We start from the raw sequence: 16,920 nt of genomic DNA on the forward strand, positions 1-16,920 counted from the left end.
CCTGTCAGGCCGCCGCCAGCCGGGGCACGCGCGCCCCCGCCGCCGGGTGTTCGCCGGGCGACAGGCGGAACACCGAGACCGCGTCCACCAGCTGCTGCGCCTGTACCTTCAGGCTGTCGGCCGCCGCCGCGCTTTGCTCCACCAGCGCCGCGTTCTGCTGCGTGGCCTGGTCCATCTGCATCACGGCCTCGCCCACCTGGGCCACGCCCGCGCTCTGCTCGCTGCTGGCGGCGCTGATCTCGCCCACGATGTCGGTCACGCGGCGGATCGAGGCCACCACTTCCGTCATCGTGGCGCCGGCCCTGTCGACCAGGGCCGTGCCCTGTTCGACCCGCTCCACGCTCGCGTGGATCAGGCTCCTGATCTCCTTGGCGGCCTCGGCGCTGCGCCCGGCCAGGCTGCGCACCTCGCTGGCCACCACCGCGAAGCCCCGGCCCTGCTCGCCCGCGCGGGCGGCTTCGACCGCAGCGTTCAGCGCCAGGATGTTGGTCTGGAAGGCAATGCCGTCGATCACGCTGATGATGTCGGCGATCTTCTTGCTGCTGTCGTTGATGCCCTTCATGGTGGTCACCACCTCGGCCACCACGTCGCCGCCCTGCACGGCCACGGTGGACGCATTGACGGCCAGCTGGTTGGCCTGGCGCGCGTTGTCGGCATTGGCCTGCACGGTGGAGCTGAGCTCTTCCATCGACGCCGAGGTTTCCTCCAGTGCGCTGGCCTGCTGCTCGGTGCGCGCCGAGAGGTCGTTGTTGCCCAGCGCGATCTCGGTGCTCGCGGCGGCCACGTTGTCGGCGTTGTGGCGCACGTGGCTCACCACGCTCGACAGGCTCAGCTGCATGCCGTGCAGCGCATTGAGCAGCAGCGCGATCTCGTCCTTGCCGCGCACGGGCTGCGCCACGGTCAGGTCGCCGCTGGCCACGGCCTGCGACACCCGCACCGCGTTGTCCAGCGGGTTCACCACGGTGCGGCTGAAGGCGATGGCGCCGGCGATGCCGAGCGCGCACACCACCAGCATCACGGCCAGGCTGATGGTGGTGGCGCGCTGCGCGGTGGCGGCGGCGTGTTCGGCCACTTCGCTGCTGGCCCGGGCGATCAGTTCGCCCGCCTGGTCGATCAGCTGCGAGGGCTCGCGGTCCATGCCCTGCACCGCCTTGTCGCCCGCCTCGGCATCGTGCCCGGACGCCTTGAAGGCCTCGAAGCCCTTGCGGTAGGCGGCGCCCATGCGTTCGTGCGCCTGGGCGAACTGCGCCACGCGGTCGCGGCCCTCGCCCGGCGGCAGGCCAGCCAGCAGTTTCTTCGCCTGCACGCCGATGGCCTGCTCCTGCTTTTCAAACGCTGCCCAGTAGCGCGTGAGCTGGGCCGGGTCCTTGCCGCGCAGCAGTACGTTCTTCCACTCCTGCACCTGCACCTTGAAGTCATTGAGCATGGAGGAGGCCAATCGCTCGTGCTCGAAGCTTTGCGCCACGGTGGTCTGGTAGGTGCCCAGGGCCTGGTTCAGGCGGCTGATGCCGAACAGCGCCGCCGCGAACAGCAGCAGCAACGCCACGGTAAAGGCCAGGGGGAGTTTGAGGCTGAGCTTCATGGCGGACTCCTGAGGTTCCACGGAACGGCGCCACGGCATGCACCCATGGCGCGAAAATGAAAGCTGCAAAGTCTCTGCGGGCCTGTCATCGGGCGTGGCGGCGGGGAGACTCCCGCTGCCATTATGGCGACGGATGTAATTTTTTGTACACGGAATTCGCGCCATGCCGCAAGGGGTGCGCCGCACGGCGGTAAGATGCCTCCCCGCGGTGCAAGCCGCGCCCGGGCCCGCGGGAAGGGTTGAACCCACTTGCCGACTCCAGGAGCACGTTCGTGCTCCTTGCAGAGCTGACTTTTCATCCTTTGTGCTGCCGGATTTGCGGGCCGTCGGCGATCCATGCACGGAGGTTCTCGTGAAACGCATTCCCCCACGGCCCGACCTGGGCCATCTCAAGAAACAAGCCAAGGACCTGCTCGCCGGCTGCCGCAGCGGCGAGCCCGAGGCGCTGGCGCGCTTTCGCGCCGCGCTGCCGGCGGCTGCGGGCCAGGGCGATGCCGCCATCGCCGCCCAGGGCCTTCGGCTGCACGACGCGCAGTCCTGCCTGGCGCGCGAGCATGGCTTTGCGTCCTGGGCCGACTTCCAGGGCTTTGTGCTGGCGCGGCGCGCGCTGGTGGACGACCCGGTGCGCGCCACCCTGCAATGGCTGCGCCTGGTCTATGCGGGCGACATCGCGGGCGGCAACCACAGCGCCCGGCCGGGGCTGGCCGAGCGCCTGTGGGCCGATGGCGCCATCCCCCGGGACGAAGACCCGTGGCTGGCCTGCGCCGTGGGGGATGAGGCCCGGCTGCGCGAGGCCATCGCGCAAGACCCGGGCTGGGTGCACCGCCCTGGCGGGCCCTTGCAGCTGCCGCCGCTGGTGGCCGTGGCGCATTCGAGCCTGGCGCGGCTGCCGGCCTTTGCCGACCGCCTGCAGGCCTGCGTGGCGCTGCTGCTGGAGGCCGGGGCCGATGCGAACCAGTGCGTGGCCAACCGCTGGCCGCCCGCCTCGCTGGCCGAGCCTGATGCATCGCACCCGCTGTCTGCGCTGTATGGCGCGGCCGGGCAGAACCAGCACGCGGGCATGGCGCGCCTGCTGCTGGACGCGGGCGCGGACCCCAACGATGGCGAATCGCTGTACCACGCGCTCGGAAGCCTGGACTGCACGCGGCTGCTGCTGGAGGCGGGCGCGCGGGTGCCGGGCACGAACGCGCTGTGCCGCGTGCTCGACATGGACGACCTGCCCGCGCTGCAACTGCTGCTGGCGCATGGTGCGGACGCGAACGAGCAGCCTGCCGATGGCGCGGCGCCGGGCGGTGCGGCGCCGCTGCTCTGGGCCATCCGGCGGCGGCGGTCGCTGGCCCATGTGCAGGCCCTGGTGGCGGCGGGCGCCGACCCGGCTGCCTGTGCCGCCGATGGCACGCCCGCGCACATCCAGGCGCTGCGCTACGGACTGCCCGGGGTGGCGGCCTTTCTGCGCGCGGCGGTGGGCGAGGGCGACGTGCCTGTCGACGAGCGCTTCGTGGCCGCGTGTGCCCAGGCCGACGAGGCGCAAGCACGCACGCTGCTGGCCGCGCGGCCCGGGTTGTTGGACGCGCTGTCGCTGCCCCAGCAGCGCCTGCTGCCCGAGCTGGCCGCCCAGGCGGACTGCGGCCATGCCGTGCGGCTCATGGTGCGCCTGGGCTGGCCCATCGACACCACAGGGGGCGACTGGGACGGTACGGCGCTGCACCTGGCCATCTTTCGGGGCGACGCGGCGCTCACCCGCTTCCTGCTGGAGCACGGCGCGCGCTGGCAGGCCCGGCATGGCTTTGAGGACAACGCCTGCGGCGCGTTGTCGTGGGGCTCCATCAACACGCCCGAGCCCGATGGCGACTGGGCGGGCTGCGCGCAGGCGCTGCTGGACCATGGATTGCCACCCGCCGCGCCGGACCCCCAGGGCTCCGAGGCCGTGTGGCTGGACGGCCGCCCCATGCGGTTTTCTGACGAGGTCGCGGACTGCCTGCTGGGCGCCGCCGCACCGCTGCCGCAAGCACCGAAGTAGCGTGGCCGCGAAAAGACCAACGCCCCGCGGCGGGATGCCGCGGGGCGTTGCGCAAGAGCGGGTAAATCAGTGAGGGGCTACACCACGCCCGAGGCCCGCAGCGCCGCGATGCGCGCCGCGTCCAGCCCCATTTCGGCGAGCACCTCGTCCGTGTGCTGGCCCAGTGCCGGCGGCGCGTTGCGCAGCACGGGCGGCGTGGCCGACAGGCGCAGCGGGCTGGCCACGCCGGTGATCTGCCGCACGTTGTCGGTGGCGGCCTCGCCGTCCTTCCAGCGCGGCAGCGTCACGGCCAGGCCCCGGGCCTGCACCTGCGCGTCGTCAAAGGCCTGGGCGATGGTGTTGATGGGGCCGCAGGGCACGGCCTTGTCTTCCAGCAGCGTGATCCAGTCGGCCGTGGTGCGCGTGCGCGTCACGGCCTCCATCGCAGGGATCAGGTCGGTGCGGTGCTGCACGCGCAGGGTGTTGGTGGCGTAGCGCGGGTCGGTCGCCCACTGGGGCTGGTTGGCGGCGGCGCAAAAGCGCTGGAACTGCCCGTCGTTGCCGATGGCCAGCAGCATGTTGCCGTCCTGCGTGGGGAAGTCCTGGTAGGGCGCGAGGCTGGGGTGGCTGTTGCCCATGCGGCCGGGCGCCTTGCCGGTGGCGAGGAAGCCCGAGGCCTGGTTGGCCAGCACGGCCATGCCCACGTCGAGCAGGGCCATGTCGATGTGCTGGCCCTGGCCCGTGCCAGTGGCCGCGTTGTCGCGCACATGCAGCGCGGCCAGGATGGCGTTGCTGGCGTACAGGCCGGTGAACAGGTCGATCACCGCCACGCCCACGCGCATCGGGCCGCCGCCGGGCTGGCTGTCGGCCTGGCCGGTGATGCTCATCAGGCCCGTCATGGCCTGCACCATCAGGTCGTAGCCCGCGCGCTCGGCGTAGGGCCCGTCTTGGCCGAAGCCGGTAACGGAGCAGTAGATGAGGCGCGGGTTCAGCGCGCGCAGGCTCTCGTGGTCCAGGCCGTATTGCTTCAGGCCGCCGACCTTGAAGTTCTCCACCACGATGTCCGCCTCTTGTGCCATTTGCTTGATGAGCGCCTGGCCCTCGGGCGAGGCCATGTCGATGGTCACCGAGCGCTTGTTGCGGTTGCAGGCGGTGTAGTAGCTGGCCTGGTTCGTGTCGTTGCCCTCGGCGTCCTTCAGGAAGGGTGGGCCCCACTGGCGCGTGTCGTCGCCCACGCCGGGGCGCTCCACCTTCACCACGTCCGCCCCCAGGTCGGCCAGCACCTGCGTGCACCAGGGGCCCGCGAGCACGCGGGAGAGGTCGAGCACCTTGATGCCTGCGAGGGCGCCTGCGTTGGATGTGGTCATGGTAGTGATTGCTATAACTTGAATAGCTGCTTGCGCTTGTTCAGTAAGCGCTAGAGGCCAAAATCGTATTGAATGGGCGTGGGAGGCGCGGCGGGCGTGTCTCCAGGCCACCGGCGTCGTCCCCCTTCCCCGCGAAGCCGAGAAAAGGGGGAAGGCGCGCGGCGCCTCAGGGGGGTGTCAGCTGAACGCCGCGATGCCGGTCTGCGCACGGCCCAGGATCAGCGCGTGCACGTCGTGCGTGCCTTCATACGTGTTCACCACTTCCAGGTTCACCAGGTGGCGGGCCACGCCGAACTCGTCGCTGATGCCGTTGCCGCCCATCATGTCGCGCGCCAGGCGGGCAATGTCCAGGGCCTTGCCGCAGCTGTTGCGCTTGATGATGGACGTGCCTTCCACGCTGGCGGTGCCCGCGTCCTTCATGCGACCGAACTGCAGGCAGGCCTGCAGGCCGATGGCGATCTCGGTCTGCATGTCGGCCAGCTTCTTCTGGATGAGCTGGTTGGCGGCCAGGGGGCGGCCGAACTGCTTGCGGTCCAGTGTGTACTGGCGGGCGGTGTGCCAGCAGAACTCGGCCGCGCCCAGCGCGCCCCAGGCGATGCCGTAGCGCGCGCTGTTCAGGCAGGTGAAGGGGCCCTTCAGGCCCTGCACTTCAGGAAACGCGTTCTCTTCCGGCACGAACACGTCGTCCATCACGATCTCGCCGGTGATGGAGGCGCGCAGGCCCACCTTGCCGTGGATGGCGGGGGCCGTGAGGCCCTTCATGCCCTTTTCCAGCACGAAGCCGCGGATGGGGCCCACAACATCCTTGCCATCGCCGCCTTTGATGACTTCCTTGGCCCAGACCACGAACACGTCGGCCACGGGGCTGTTGGTGATCCACATCTTGCTGCCCTTGAGCTTGTAGCCGCCATCGACCTTGTAGGCGCGCGTGGCCATGCTGCCGGGGTCGGAGCCATGGTCGGGCTCGGTCAGGCCGAAGCAGCCGATCCACTCGCCGCTGGCGAGCTTGGGCAGGTACTTCTGCTTTTGCGCTTCGGTGCCGAACTCATGGATGGGCACCATCACCAGCGACGACTGCACGCTGGCCATCGAGCGGTAGCCCGAATCCACGCGCTCCACCTCGCGGGCGATCAGGCCATAGGCCACGTACGACAGGCCGGGGCCGCCGTACTGCTCGGGGATGGTGGGGCCCAGGAGGCCCACTTCGCCCATCTCGCGAAAGATGCTCACGTCCATCTTCTCGTGGCGGAAGGCATCCAGCACGCGCGGGGCCAGCTTGTCCTGGCAGTAGGCGGCGGCCGCGTCGCGGATGGCGCGCTCGTCGTCGGTCAGTTGCTGGCTCAGGAGGAAAGGGTCATCCCATTGAAAGGCGGCGTGGGCCATGTGCGTGTCTCCAGGTGGAAAAAAAGAGTGGCAACAAAGGTGTTCTGGGGCAGATCGTAGGCCTCGCGCCAGCGCGCCGCAAGCGAGTTCTTTTCATCCAGATATGCATAACTGGAATGTATGAAATACTTTGAGTTAGAGATCAGATGCTTAGCCGGACCCTTAAAAGTTCATTTTCATCATGCGCCGCAATATCCCATCGACCCAGGCACTGGCCTGTTTTGAAGTCGCCGCCCGGCACGAGAGCTACACCCGCGCCGCGCAGGAACTCTCGCTCACGCAAAGCGCCGTCTCGCGCCAGATCCAGGCGCTGGAGGAGTTTCTGGGCGTGCAGCTGTTTCGCCGCACGCGCCACGGTGTGGTGCTCACGCCCGCCGGCGCGCACTACGGCCGCCAGGTGGCGCGCTGGCTGCAGGGCCTGGAGCGCGACACGCTCGACGTGATGGCCCACCAGGGCGAGGGCGGCACGCTGTCGCTGGCGGCGGTGCCCACGTTCGCCACGCGCTGGCTCATTCCGCGCCTGCCGCAGCTGGCCCAGCTGCACCCCGACATCGTGGTGCACATCGAGACGCAGACGCGCCCTTTTCTGTTCGCCGACACCACCTTTGACGCGGCCCTGTACGCCGGCACCCCGGAGCAGGTGGCCAACTGGCCCGGTGTGCAGGCGCAATTGCTGATGCACGAGGATGTGCTGCCCGTGTGTTGCCCGCGCCTGCTCGAATCCGCCGCGCCGCGCGCGCGCGGGCGCGCCCACCAGCCCGTGGCCGCCGATGCGCTGGCCCGGCTGCCCCTGCTGCAGCAGAGCACGCGCCCCTACGGCTGGCGCCAGTGGTTCGACGCCATGGGGGTGGACGCACCCCATGCGCTGGACGGGCCGCGCTACGAACTGTTCTCCATGCTCGCCGTGGCGGCCACGCATGGGCTGGGCGTGGCGTTGATTCCGCCCTTGCTGATCGAGGCCGAGCTGGCCAGCGGCGAACTGGTGGTGGCCTGCGCGCGGCCCCTGCGGGGGGAGCGGGGCTATTACCTCGTCAGCCCCGCGCAGGCGCAGCCGCCCGTGCTGGCGGTGTTCTCTAAGTGGCTTCAAGACGCCGCGCGGGCTGCGGCAGAGTAGGGCGCTTGCCGGCTTGCGCCCCGCGGCGGACAGGGCTACGCTGGTGGCACTCGCTGCAGGCGGCGGGAAGAAGATGGACGGAACGTATGTGGTGTGCAAGGGTCACACCCAGCGGGCGGCCCGGTGGGCCGTACCAGGCACCTCATACCTTTACTATTTCATCAAGGAGCCGTTATGTCATTGAACGCAACCTACCATGCCCCCCATTTCGAGCCCACGGTGGACGAACTCGCCACGCTGAAGCACCTGGAGATGGAGAACATCAGCGTGGTTTCAGCGCTGAAGGAGCATATGTCCGGACGGTTGTACGAACACGGCTTCATCACCAAGAATGCGTCGGGCCAGCTGACCATCACCGACACCGGCCGCCACCTGGTGCGCAGGCAGAACAACTGAGCCGATTTTCCCGGGTCGCTTTCCCGGCGGCCTGGGCCTGCCGGTGGTGGCCGGGCCCGGCCAAGGCGTGGCGCGGGGCCGCGTTCGCCAGCGCAACCGTCCTCATGGGCCCGTGCGGCCGCCCTGCGCGGGGGCTTTGGCGGCTGCGCGCTTACTCCGCCTTGGCGCCGGCCGCCTTGATGACGGGATCCCAGCGCCTGATCTCGGCAGCGGTCTGCTGGCGCAGCGCCTCGGGCTTGAGCCGGTCGCCCTGCGGGATGATGACCCCCATGTCGGTGAAGCGCTTGACCAGGCCGGCATCGGCCAGGGCCCCGCGCACCGCCTTGTTCAGGCGTTCGACGACGGCGGGTGGTGTGCCCTTGGGCGCGTACACGCCGTGCCATACGGCCAGCTCGAAGCCCGGCAGCCCGGACTCGGCAAAGGTCGGCACCTCCGGCATCGTCGGGATGCGCTCCCTGGTCGCCATGGCGTAGGCCTTGAGGGCGCCGGACTGCAGGTGCGGCCCGGTGGCCACGGGCTGGTCGCAGATCAGGTCCACGTTGCCCGCCACCAGGTCCTGCAGCGCCGGGCCGGTGCCGCGGTAGGGCACCATCGTCACGGTGGTGCCGGCCGTCTGGTTGAACAGCATCGCGCACAGGTGCGATGTGGCGCCGACGCCCGCGTGCGAGAACTTCACCTCGCCCGGCCTGGCCTTCATGTGCTGGATCAGCTCGGTCACGGTCGCGGGCGCGAAATTCTTGTAGCGCACCAGGATCATGGGCACCTCGCCGGCCAGGGCGATGGGCTCCAGGTCCTTGTTCACGTCGAAGGCCAGCTTGCTGTACAGCGCCGGGGCCGTGGCGATGCCCATGTTGTGCAGCAGGACGGTGTGCCCGTCATTGGGCGCGCGCACCACCTTGGCGGTGCCGATGGTGCCGCCGGCTCCGCCCGCGCTGTCCACGATCACCGGCTGGCCCAGGTCGCGCGCCATGGCCTCGGCCAGCACGCGGGCCAGCACGTCGGTGGAGCCCCCGGCCGCATAGGGCACCACGATGGTCACGGGCTTGGTGGGAAAGGCGGCCACCGCCGTCGAGGCCAGGGCCAGCGCGGCCGCGAGCAGGGTCTTTGTCTGGTTGCGCATTGTCTTGTCTCCGGAAAGGGTGAGAGCAGCCAAGGCCCGGCCTGCCAGGCGGTGGCACTTGCTTGTTTGTTTGCTGGCTTGCGGCGGGCGCCCTGCCGGGTGCCCGGGGGGACGGTCAGGGCTTGCCGACGAACCGGTACAGCTCGGTGTGGTCGGCCCTGGGGCCCAGCGCGGCGCTGGCATCGGCCGTCATGGCGTACACCTTCTGGGCCAGGTCCATCGGCACCTGCAGGGAGCGGCCCAGTCCGGCCGCGATGCCCACGTCCTTGGCCTGCAGCGCCAGCGAGAAGCCCGAGTTGAAAGCCTGGTTCAGCATGAACTGGTGGGCCTTGTTTTCGGTCGTGTTGTTCTTGCCGGTCGATGCGTTGATCACATCCACGATGGTGGCCGCATCGATGCCGAAGGCCGCGCCCACGTGGATGGCCTCGGCCGTGGCGATCAGCGCGGCGGCGGACACGTAGTTGTTCAGCGCCTTGAGCGCGTGGCCCGCGCCCACGGGGCCCACGTAGCTGATGGCCTTGCCCATCACTTCGAGCACCGGCCGTTGTCGGGCGAAATCTTCGGGGTCGCCGCCCACCATGATGGCCAGCGTGCCATTGACGGCCTTCTTCACGCCGCCGGAGACGGGTGCGTCGATCAGCGCGATCCCCGTGCCGCGCAGCGAGGCTGCGAGGGCCCGCGTGCGGATCGGGTCGGCGGAGCTCATCTCGACGACGCAGGCCCCGGCCCGCAGGTGGGGTGCCAGGTCGGCCACCACCGCGTCCACGACGTCGGAATTGGGCAGCATGGTGATGACCACGTCGCACCCTGCGTACGCGGCATTGTCGGTGGCCACCACGGCACCGGCATGCGACGCGGCGAACTGCGCCTCGGCTTCAGGATGGGCGTCCTTCACCACGAGCGGGTGGCCTGCGGCGTGCAGCAGGTGGGCCATGGGCTGGCCCATCATGCCCAGGCCGATGAATGCGATGCGGCTCATCGTCGCGCCCCTGCTCAGAGGTCCATCTCTTTGAACACTTCCGAGGCCACGCGGAACGAGTCGATAGCCGCCGGCACGCCGCAGTAGATGGCCGTCTGCAGGAAGACTTCCTTCACCTCGTCCTTGGTCAGGCCGTTGTGGATGGCGCCGCGCACGTGCAGCTTGAGCTCGTGCGGGCGGTTGAGCGCCGTGATCATCGCCAGGTTGAGGAAAGAGCGGGTCTTGCGGTCGAGGCCCGGGCGGTTCCACACATCGCCCCAGCAGTACTGGGTGACGAGTTCCTGCATGTCGATGTTGAAGTCGGTCGCGTTCTTGATCGAGGCATCGACGTACTCTGCGCCCAGCACCTCGCGGCGGGTGGACAGGCCCTGGTCGAAGAGGGCGGGGTTCTTGGGGGCGTAGGGGCGGGTCATGGAAGGCTCCTGGGGTGGCAAGGGATCAATAGATAGATAGAGAGGGGGGGAGAGAAGGCCGGCAACGCGGCGTTGCAGTGGATGAACTTTATTAGGATTGTCAGACAATCATACATATGGAAAATGTGGATTGACGAGTGATTCATATGTTTGTATGACAATCAGCGTGTATGAACCACATTAGGATGGCGCCATGAACCAGATGCTGCTGCGAGTCCCCCGCGAAGAGACCTCCCTGCGCCAGCGTGCTACCCAGACGCTGCGCCAGGCCATCCTCGACGGCCACTTCACGCCGGGACAAAAGTTGTCGGAGCGCGAGCTCTGCGAAAGCCTGGACGTGAGCCGATCCTGCGTGCGCGAGTCGCTGCAGCACCTGCAGGCCGAGGGGCTGATCACCATCATTCCGCACCGGGGCCCCGAGGTCACCACCATTTCACCCAAGGAGGTGCGCGACATCTACGAAGTGCGCGCGCACCTCGAAAGCCTGGCGGGCCGGGGCTTTGCGCTCAATGCCTGCAAGGACCAGGTGCGGGCGCTGCGCGCCAAGCTCACCGAGCTGTCACAGCCCGAGATCACGCAGGACCGCGCCTTGATGCTCAACGTCAAGAACCAGTTCTACGAGATCCTCATCGCGGGCTGCGGCAACCTGGTGGCCGGGCAATTGCTGCAGCAGCTCAACAACCGCGTGACGGTGCTGCGCCGCATCTCCATGGCCCAGCCTGGGCGGTTTCCGCACACGCTGGTGGAGCTCGACGCCATCGTGGCTGCCATTGAGCAGGGCGACGGGGAGACGGCGGCGCGCCTGTGCGAGGAGCATGTGCGCAAGGCGGCCGCCAACGTGCTGCAGAGCATGCAGCCGGCGGGGGCGAAACTGCAGGCCTGACTGCGTGCGGGCCTTGCAGGGTGATCAGCGTTCAGGCGGCGACACAGGCCAGGCTGGAGGCTTTGCCACCAGTGCTTGCTTGCCCTGGCGATCAAAACCCACGTGCTCGTAAAACCGCAAAGTTGCTTCGTCTTTTCGACCTGTCGGCAACATCACCTTGTAGCAGTTCCGACGCCAAGCTTTGCTCAGAGCATGTGAAAGGACAGCCCGACCCCAGCCTTGACCACGGTGCGCAAGGTCGGTGACGACGTTCTCAATGACGCCATATGGACGGCAGGCGCGCGTGAGGTTGGGTATGACAGCGCGGCGCATTCACCAGGCCGCCGCCCGCCGTCGTGCGGGGGCTCCATTGCGGGTGTCGCTTCCCCGCGCCAGGCCATGTCCCGGCGCACGCGGGTCGCATACGATGTGTTCACCATGGACACGAACGACCCGACCACGCCGCTGCCCCGAAGGTTTCTGCGGTTTCTCGGTCCGCTCGTGGCCACGAACCTGCTTCAGGCGCTGAGCGGCACGGTCGTCACCATCTGCCTGGGCCAACTGCTGGGCGCGCAGGCGCTGGCCGCAGCGGTCAGCTTCTTCCCGTTGTTCATGTGCTGCATTGCCTTCGTGATCGGGCTCGGTGCCGGAGCCTCGGTGCTGGTGGGCCAGGCCTGGGGTGCACGCGACGCGGACAAGGTGCGCCGCGTGGCTGGGGCCGTGCTGCTCGGTGGGTTCCTGCTCGGCTGCGTGGTAGCGGCCGTGGGCGCCACAGCCATCGGCAGCCTGCTGCGTGTGCTGGGTGTCAGTGGCGAGGTGCTGCCGCAGGCCATCGCCTACGCGCGCGTGCTGTTCCTGGCCATGCCCGTGCTGTTCCTGCACCAGCTCAGTGCCGCCCTCCTGCGCGGCCTGGGCGACACGGCAACGCCGCTGCGCGCGCTCACTCTGGCCTCGGGCCTGTGGATGCTGCTCACTCCTGCTTTCATGCTGGGATGGCTGGGCCTTCCCCCGCTGGGCACCGCCAGTGCGGGTTGGGCCAGCCTCATCGGCAATGCCGTGGCCCTGGCATGGCTCGCGTGGCACCTGCATGCCAGGGGCCATGTGCTGGCCTTCTCGCACCTCAGGCCCCACCTGCGCTGGAACACCCCCTTGCTTGCCACCGTGGCGAGGCTGGGCGTGCCCACCGGTCTGTTCTTCGTCACCAGCTCACTCGCCGACGTGCTGCTGCTGCGCTTGGTCAATGGCTACGGCTGGCAGGCCACGGCGGCGTGGGGCACCGTCAATCAGGCCATGGCCTTTGTGCAGCTGCCCGCCATGTCCATCGCCGTCGTGGCCTCCGTGTTCGCCGCGCAAGCCATTGGTGCCGGCAAGCCGGAGGATGTTGCGCATGTCACGCGGGTCGGCCTGTGGATGAATCTGGCGCTGACCGGCAGCCTGGCCCTGCTGGTGGCGGTGGTGTCACCGCAAGTCGCCAGCCTGTTTACCCGCGATCCCGCCGTGGTGGACCTGGCCGCCACCGTTCTGCGCGTCACGGTGTGGGGCAGCCTCGCGTTTGGGCTGGCCAGCGTGTTCACCGGCGTCATGCGCTCGGCAGGAACCGTGCGCGTGCCCACGGTGATTTCCCTGTCCTGCCTCACCTTGCTGCTTGTGCCGCTGGCCTACGCGCTGCAGCACCTGCTGGGCCTGCAAGGCATCTGGGCCAGCTACCCGCTCACGTACCTGTGTGCGCTGGCACTGCAGGCCATCTATTTCCACGCCATCTGGAAGAAGCGGCCGATCAGGCGGCTGGTGTAGCTGGGGGCATGGGGTGGTGCAGGGCCTGCGCTGGGGCCCTCTGTGATCCATCACGCATCCTCTACCTGCTTTTCTTGATGGAACGCCCGGGCCTGGGGGACGCGGGCTTTCAGCTGTAGTCCCTGGGGCCAGGCCCATGGCCGCGAGGCCTGCCAAAGCTTGGCGGGTGGATTGACGCTGCTGGGAGAGGATGGGATCTGAAGGCTTTTTGCGGGGGCGCCCCAGCGCACAACACGTGGCCGGTACGTTGCGTTCCTGTAGCGACAATGCGGCCGAACCCGGCTGAAAGTAGACATTTTTTGGCCGATTCGCTACCTTATGTCAGCTCTCTGAGTGGTGGCCGCGCTCTTTGTCTGGCGTGTATGTGGCCCCAGAAGGCGACTAACCCCCCGCGAAAAAACCGTGTAGTCTTCCGCGGCTGCCCGAGGGCGATCGTGATTTTTGAGCGCCGGTGGGACCGCCATGCACCTTTGTTTCACAAGCCCGACAGAAGGACCTATGAAGTTGATTCGACGCACTGCCCAAGCAACCCCCATTCGGCAATTGGCACGCCCGGCAACCCTTGGTCTGGTGACCCTGCTGTGGCAGTTTCATGCACTTGCCGCGGTCGGCTGGAATGTCGACGCTCCCATGGCGGATCCCCGGGCGCAACACGCGGGGGCGCTGCTGGATGACGGCTCCGTGGCTGTTTTCAACGGCGTTAACCGCCTGGGATTCGTCGCCACCGGTGAGCGATATTCGGGCGGCTCCTGGTCATCAATAGGCGGCACTGGGATTGCCGGCAATGTGACCGAAGCCGTCACGCTGGGCACGGGCCATGTGCTTGTGCGCTCTGATGGCAGCCTGAATGCCCGGCTGTACGACCCTGTGGCCAACACCTGGCTCCCGGCTGGCACACAGTCCGCATCTCGCTCGCTGCCGTCGATGACGTTGCTCGCCAATGGCAAAGTTCTGGTGGCAGGAGGAAGCAATCTCAATACGGCCGAACTGTATGACCCCGAAACGCGCACCTGGACGGCGACTGGGAGCATGTCGGTGGTTCATCGAGCCCATGGCGCCGTGTTGCTGCGGGATGGCCGTGTTCTGGTGGCTTCAGGGTTCAACGCAGGGGGCGAAGTCCCCGTCGCGGAACTCTACGACCCTGTTGCAGGCACATGGTCATTGGCGGCGGCGCCCCTCGTGCCGCGTCACTATGCGAGCCTGACGCTGCTAGCGGACGGCAGAGTATTGCTCGCAGGTGGCTTTACAGCCGGCGGCGTTACAACGCATGCAGAAATCTACGATCCTGTGGCCAATACGTGGACCGCCACCGGGGCCCTGAACTTTCCCCGCAACGGTGCAATGGGCTCGCCGCTGGCCCATGCGACAGTACTTTCCTCTGGCTTGGTGCTGATGGCGGGGGGCTCGGATATCGCAAGAAATACGCAGCCCATAGCGGAGTTGTATGACCCAGCAACGGGAAACTGGTCGCCAGCAGGTTCCATGGGAACAGCGCGGGAGAACGGGACGGCCAATCTGTTGCCCAATGGCGATGTACTGTTGACGGGCGGGTTCTCGAGCAATCCTAGCCTCACTTTCTATAGCGCGGTGGACCGTTATGTCCCAGCCGTGCCGCCTGGGCCTGCTGCGGTGACGAATGCATTGCCGCTGCTTCAGCGTGCAGGCGCGGCGTTGATTCTCAACGGAACGGGTTTTACGGGCGGCACAGGTACCAGTACGCCTCAGCTTCAGCTGCAACGCGCGGAGAACGGCGCGATCAGCTTATGGGCTCCCGCCAGCCATACCGCTACCAGTTTCACCTCGCCCCCGCTGGGCACCTTACCCGCCGGGCTCTACATGGCGCGGCTTATCGTTGACGGTGTTCCGTCCGAGGGGCGATTGGTTCGTTTCACAGACCCTGTGGGAACGCCAGCCGGTGTCCCCGGCAACGCGCAGGTCACTGTGAGCTGGGCGCCTCCTGTGGACACCGGAGGCAACCCGCCAGACAGCTACACCGTGACATCGAACGCCGGACCGGGTTGCTCCGTGGCAGCACCCGCGACGAGCTGTACTGTCACTGGATTGGTGAATGGCACTCCCTACACATTCACGGTGCGAGCGCAGCACCCAAATGGCCTGGGTCCCGTGTCGTTGACCTCGGCTGCGGTGACGCCCACGGCTATGGCGGGCCCCGGCCCTACACCAGTTCCGGGACTGTCCCCGTTTGGTGTGGCGTTGACGGCGCTGATGGCCGCAGCATTGGCGGGCCTGAGCCGAAGGGGTTGGCGAAGCGCTGGACGATGATCTGATGGCGCAAAAAGAAAAGCCCCGACATCACTGCCGGGGCTTTTTTGCTTTTTGGCGCCAGACCTGTGCCTGGCCCCTGTTCACGTGACGCTCAGGTCGTCGCAGCCGCCTCCACTCGCCGCAACTGCACCCCAGCTCCAGCGCCAATGGCCTTGAGACGCTTTCAGATGAACTTCCTGCGTCGCGGGCCCGTCCATCCTTTGCGTGCCCGCCACTGCCCGAGGGTTCCGGCCCGTGCCCCCTCAGCGCCACGGCCTGCGTGAGCGCTTTTCGAACTCCGCCAGGGCAGTGGCCCTGAGGTGCATCGGTGCCCCCATTTTTTTAAAATGTGCCCCCCAATGTGCCCCCAATTTTCTCGGATGGGGGTGGACTGGTCTGGACGGGGACGGACAGCCAAGATGCTGATTTCAAAGGAAAAATAAAAAAGTCCGGAAGAGTTTGGACTCTTCCGGACTAGTCGATGGTGCCGGGGCCGGAATCGAAAAGTGTCCTGTAAGCCTCATGGATATTGGGTTTGACGGTTTTTGTTTTGAAATGTACCGACAAAAGTGCCGTCATTTTCAAAAGTCTCTGGCTTGTGGCGGCACTCAGACGGTCTAAGGCTGGAGGTTTCAGGACTGTACCCGTTGATACGGGGACATCACTGAAAAATTGAAATTCGGTGTCCTTGTGATCGTACTTTTCGGATGCGATGAATTCGGGGTTTCGGGACTCTCGCCATCGGCATCACGTTGGAATGTTCCCGTAGGTCATTCCTTCGCATTCCTCGGTGGACCTCTTTGATCTGGGCGGTCTGACCATCTCTTTCATCGATCTGGGCCAACTGAAATCATGGATTCAAATTTCAGAAGACCATAGTTATCTATTAGCAGTCGTCGTAACTGCTCTCAGATAGTCTCATCGGTGCAAGGGTTTCGCTGCTGATACGTCAATACGGCTGCATCATCGCAAAGTCCAGTCAAGGCGCTGGAAGCGTCTCTAGCCATACTTAGGAATTCCGAAATTTCACGCGGCGCGCGCGATTTCAAGTTCATGGCGGTAGCTGTAGGGATTGAATAGAGCGTAGTCAATAGACTCATCTACGTCGGCTTTCGTGCGATTTTTCAGCATGTATTTCAGCCAGCCTTCGTCCCTGTACTGCTTGAAATCATGGGCTTTGGGGTCCGCCCATTTGAGGCTTGTCCAAGCTGTTTCACAGATGTTTTCGTATGTGCTGCGAGTCAAACCTTTTGGAACCTCTATCACGCCATGCGCATGAAATCGCGCCTTGGTATGGTCTTCGCGACTGACCTCACCTTCGTAGGCAACCATGAATTGGAGTTTGGCTGGGTTCTTGCGGCGTGTTGCCAGAGGACCGTATGCCTCCCTGCATAGGCCGTTGTAAAACCGGCGAACCGTTGCAACGGCAATCGGTTGGGTCAGATGCCCGCCATCTAGCCACTGACGGAACTTCAATGTGAAGGCAATGACTTTTTTGCCGTCAATCTCTTTCGCCATCCACTCCACATATCCAGCCTTGATGTCACGTCGCATTAGTTTCTCCAGAAGTAAATTTCTGATGTACTAAGGGGCGGAAACATCAGGCGCAATGAGAGGCAGGCGAAACAGGGATGCCCCCTGACTGG

General features: G+C 66.6%; 14 protein-coding genes. 6 read left to right on the forward strand and 8 right to left on the reverse strand.

Annotation, left to right across the window (positions count from 1 at the left end; genetic code table 11):
- Positions 1 to 4: 4 nt before the first annotated feature.
- Complete coding sequence (locus AC3RCE_RS07045; protein ID WP_218293721.1) at positions 5 to 1,582, reverse strand: methyl-accepting chemotaxis protein; 1,578 nt, start codon at positions 1,580 to 1,582, stop codon at positions 5 to 7.
- A gap of 352 nt (positions 1,583 to 1,934) precedes the next feature.
- Between AC3RCE_RS07045 and AC3RCE_RS07050 the strand changes: the two genes are divergently transcribed.
- Positions 1,935 to 3,602, forward strand: a complete 1,668-nt coding sequence (locus AC3RCE_RS07050; RefSeq protein WP_492254800.1) for an ankyrin repeat domain-containing protein — start codon at positions 1,935 to 1,937, stop codon at positions 3,600 to 3,602.
- A 77-nt stretch (positions 3,603 to 3,679) separates the two neighbouring features.
- Here AC3RCE_RS07050 and AC3RCE_RS07055 read toward each other — a convergent pair whose 3' ends face one another.
- Positions 3,680 to 4,948 carry a CaiB/BaiF CoA transferase family protein gene (locus tag AC3RCE_RS07055; protein ID WP_218341694.1) on the reverse strand — a complete coding sequence of 423 codons (1,269 nt, stop codon included), beginning with the start codon at positions 4,946 to 4,948 and terminating at the stop codon, positions 3,680 to 3,682.
- A 177-nt stretch (positions 4,949 to 5,125) separates the two neighbouring features.
- A complete protein-coding gene (locus tag AC3RCE_RS07060; RefSeq protein WP_492254801.1) occupies positions 5,126 to 6,331 on the reverse strand; it encodes an acyl-CoA dehydrogenase in 1,206 nt (401 codons plus the stop codon).
- 181 nt (positions 6,332 to 6,512) lie between these two features.
- Here AC3RCE_RS07060 and AC3RCE_RS07065 point away from each other — a divergent pair, with 181 nt between their 5' ends.
- Both AC3RCE_RS07065 and AC3RCE_RS07070 read left to right on the forward strand, forming a co-directional pair.
- The gene (locus AC3RCE_RS07065) at positions 6,513 to 7,445 is read left to right on the forward strand and encodes a LysR family transcriptional regulator (RefSeq protein WP_492254802.1); all 933 of its coding nucleotides are present in this window, start codon (positions 6,513 to 6,515) and stop codon (positions 7,443 to 7,445) included.
- A 174-nt stretch (positions 7,446 to 7,619) separates the two neighbouring features.
- On the forward strand, positions 7,620 to 7,841 hold the full coding sequence (locus tag AC3RCE_RS07070; RefSeq protein ID WP_218293727.1) for a hypothetical protein: 222 nt from the start codon (positions 7,620 to 7,622) through the stop codon (positions 7,839 to 7,841).
- Between the two features lie 151 nt (positions 7,842 to 7,992).
- Here the strand turns inward: AC3RCE_RS07070 and AC3RCE_RS07075 are convergent, their stop codons facing one another.
- From AC3RCE_RS07075 to AC3RCE_RS07085, 3 genes are all read right to left on the reverse strand, one after another.
- Positions 7,993 to 8,961 carry a tripartite tricarboxylate transporter substrate-binding protein gene (locus tag AC3RCE_RS07075; protein ID WP_492254803.1) on the reverse strand — a complete coding sequence of 323 codons (969 nt, stop codon included), beginning with the start codon at positions 8,959 to 8,961 and terminating at the stop codon, positions 7,993 to 7,995.
- Positions 8,962 to 9,076: 115 nt separating this feature from the next.
- Positions 9,077 to 9,940, reverse strand: a complete 864-nt coding sequence (locus tag AC3RCE_RS07080) for an NAD(P)-dependent oxidoreductase (RefSeq protein WP_492254804.1) — start codon at positions 9,938 to 9,940, stop codon at positions 9,077 to 9,079.
- 14 nt (positions 9,941 to 9,954) lie between these two features.
- A complete protein-coding gene (locus AC3RCE_RS07085) occupies positions 9,955 to 10,353 on the reverse strand; it encodes a carboxymuconolactone decarboxylase family protein (protein ID WP_218293731.1) in 399 nt (132 codons plus the stop codon).
- Between the two features lie 193 nt (positions 10,354 to 10,546).
- Between AC3RCE_RS07085 and AC3RCE_RS07090 the strand changes: the two genes are divergently transcribed.
- The gene (locus tag AC3RCE_RS07090; RefSeq protein ID WP_492254805.1) at positions 10,547 to 11,236 is read left to right on the forward strand and encodes a GntR family transcriptional regulator; all 690 of its coding nucleotides are present in this window, start codon (positions 10,547 to 10,549) and stop codon (positions 11,234 to 11,236) included.
- A gap of 24 nt (positions 11,237 to 11,260) precedes the next feature.
- Here AC3RCE_RS07090 and AC3RCE_RS07095 read toward each other — a convergent pair whose 3' ends face one another.
- Positions 11,261 to 11,548, reverse strand: a complete 288-nt coding sequence (locus tag AC3RCE_RS07095) for a GNAT family N-acetyltransferase (RefSeq protein WP_492254806.1) — start codon at positions 11,546 to 11,548, stop codon at positions 11,261 to 11,263.
- A gap of 105 nt (positions 11,549 to 11,653) precedes the next feature.
- On the opposite strand from AC3RCE_RS07095, the gene AC3RCE_RS07100 reads away from it, so the two are divergent.
- Together AC3RCE_RS07100 and AC3RCE_RS07105 are read left to right on the forward strand one after the other, a co-directional pair.
- Positions 11,654 to 13,009 (forward strand): MATE family efflux transporter, encoded by a 1,356-nt coding sequence (locus AC3RCE_RS07100; RefSeq protein ID WP_492254807.1) that lies wholly within the window; start codon positions 11,654 to 11,656, stop codon positions 13,007 to 13,009.
- Between the two features lie 498 nt (positions 13,010 to 13,507).
- Complete coding sequence (locus tag AC3RCE_RS07105; RefSeq protein ID WP_492254808.1) at positions 13,508 to 15,292, forward strand: fibronectin type III domain-containing protein; 1,785 nt, start codon at positions 13,508 to 13,510, stop codon at positions 15,290 to 15,292.
- 1,008 nt (positions 15,293 to 16,300) lie between these two features.
- Here AC3RCE_RS07105 and AC3RCE_RS07110 read toward each other — a convergent pair.
- Positions 16,301 to 16,828 carry a hypothetical protein gene (locus AC3RCE_RS07110; protein ID WP_492254809.1) on the reverse strand — a complete coding sequence of 176 codons (528 nt, stop codon included), beginning with the start codon at positions 16,826 to 16,828 and terminating at the stop codon, positions 16,301 to 16,303.
- Positions 16,829 to 16,920: the final 92 nt, after the last annotated feature.

It is taken from the genome of Acidovorax sp. GW823-FHT05D11 (assembly GCF_058795695.1).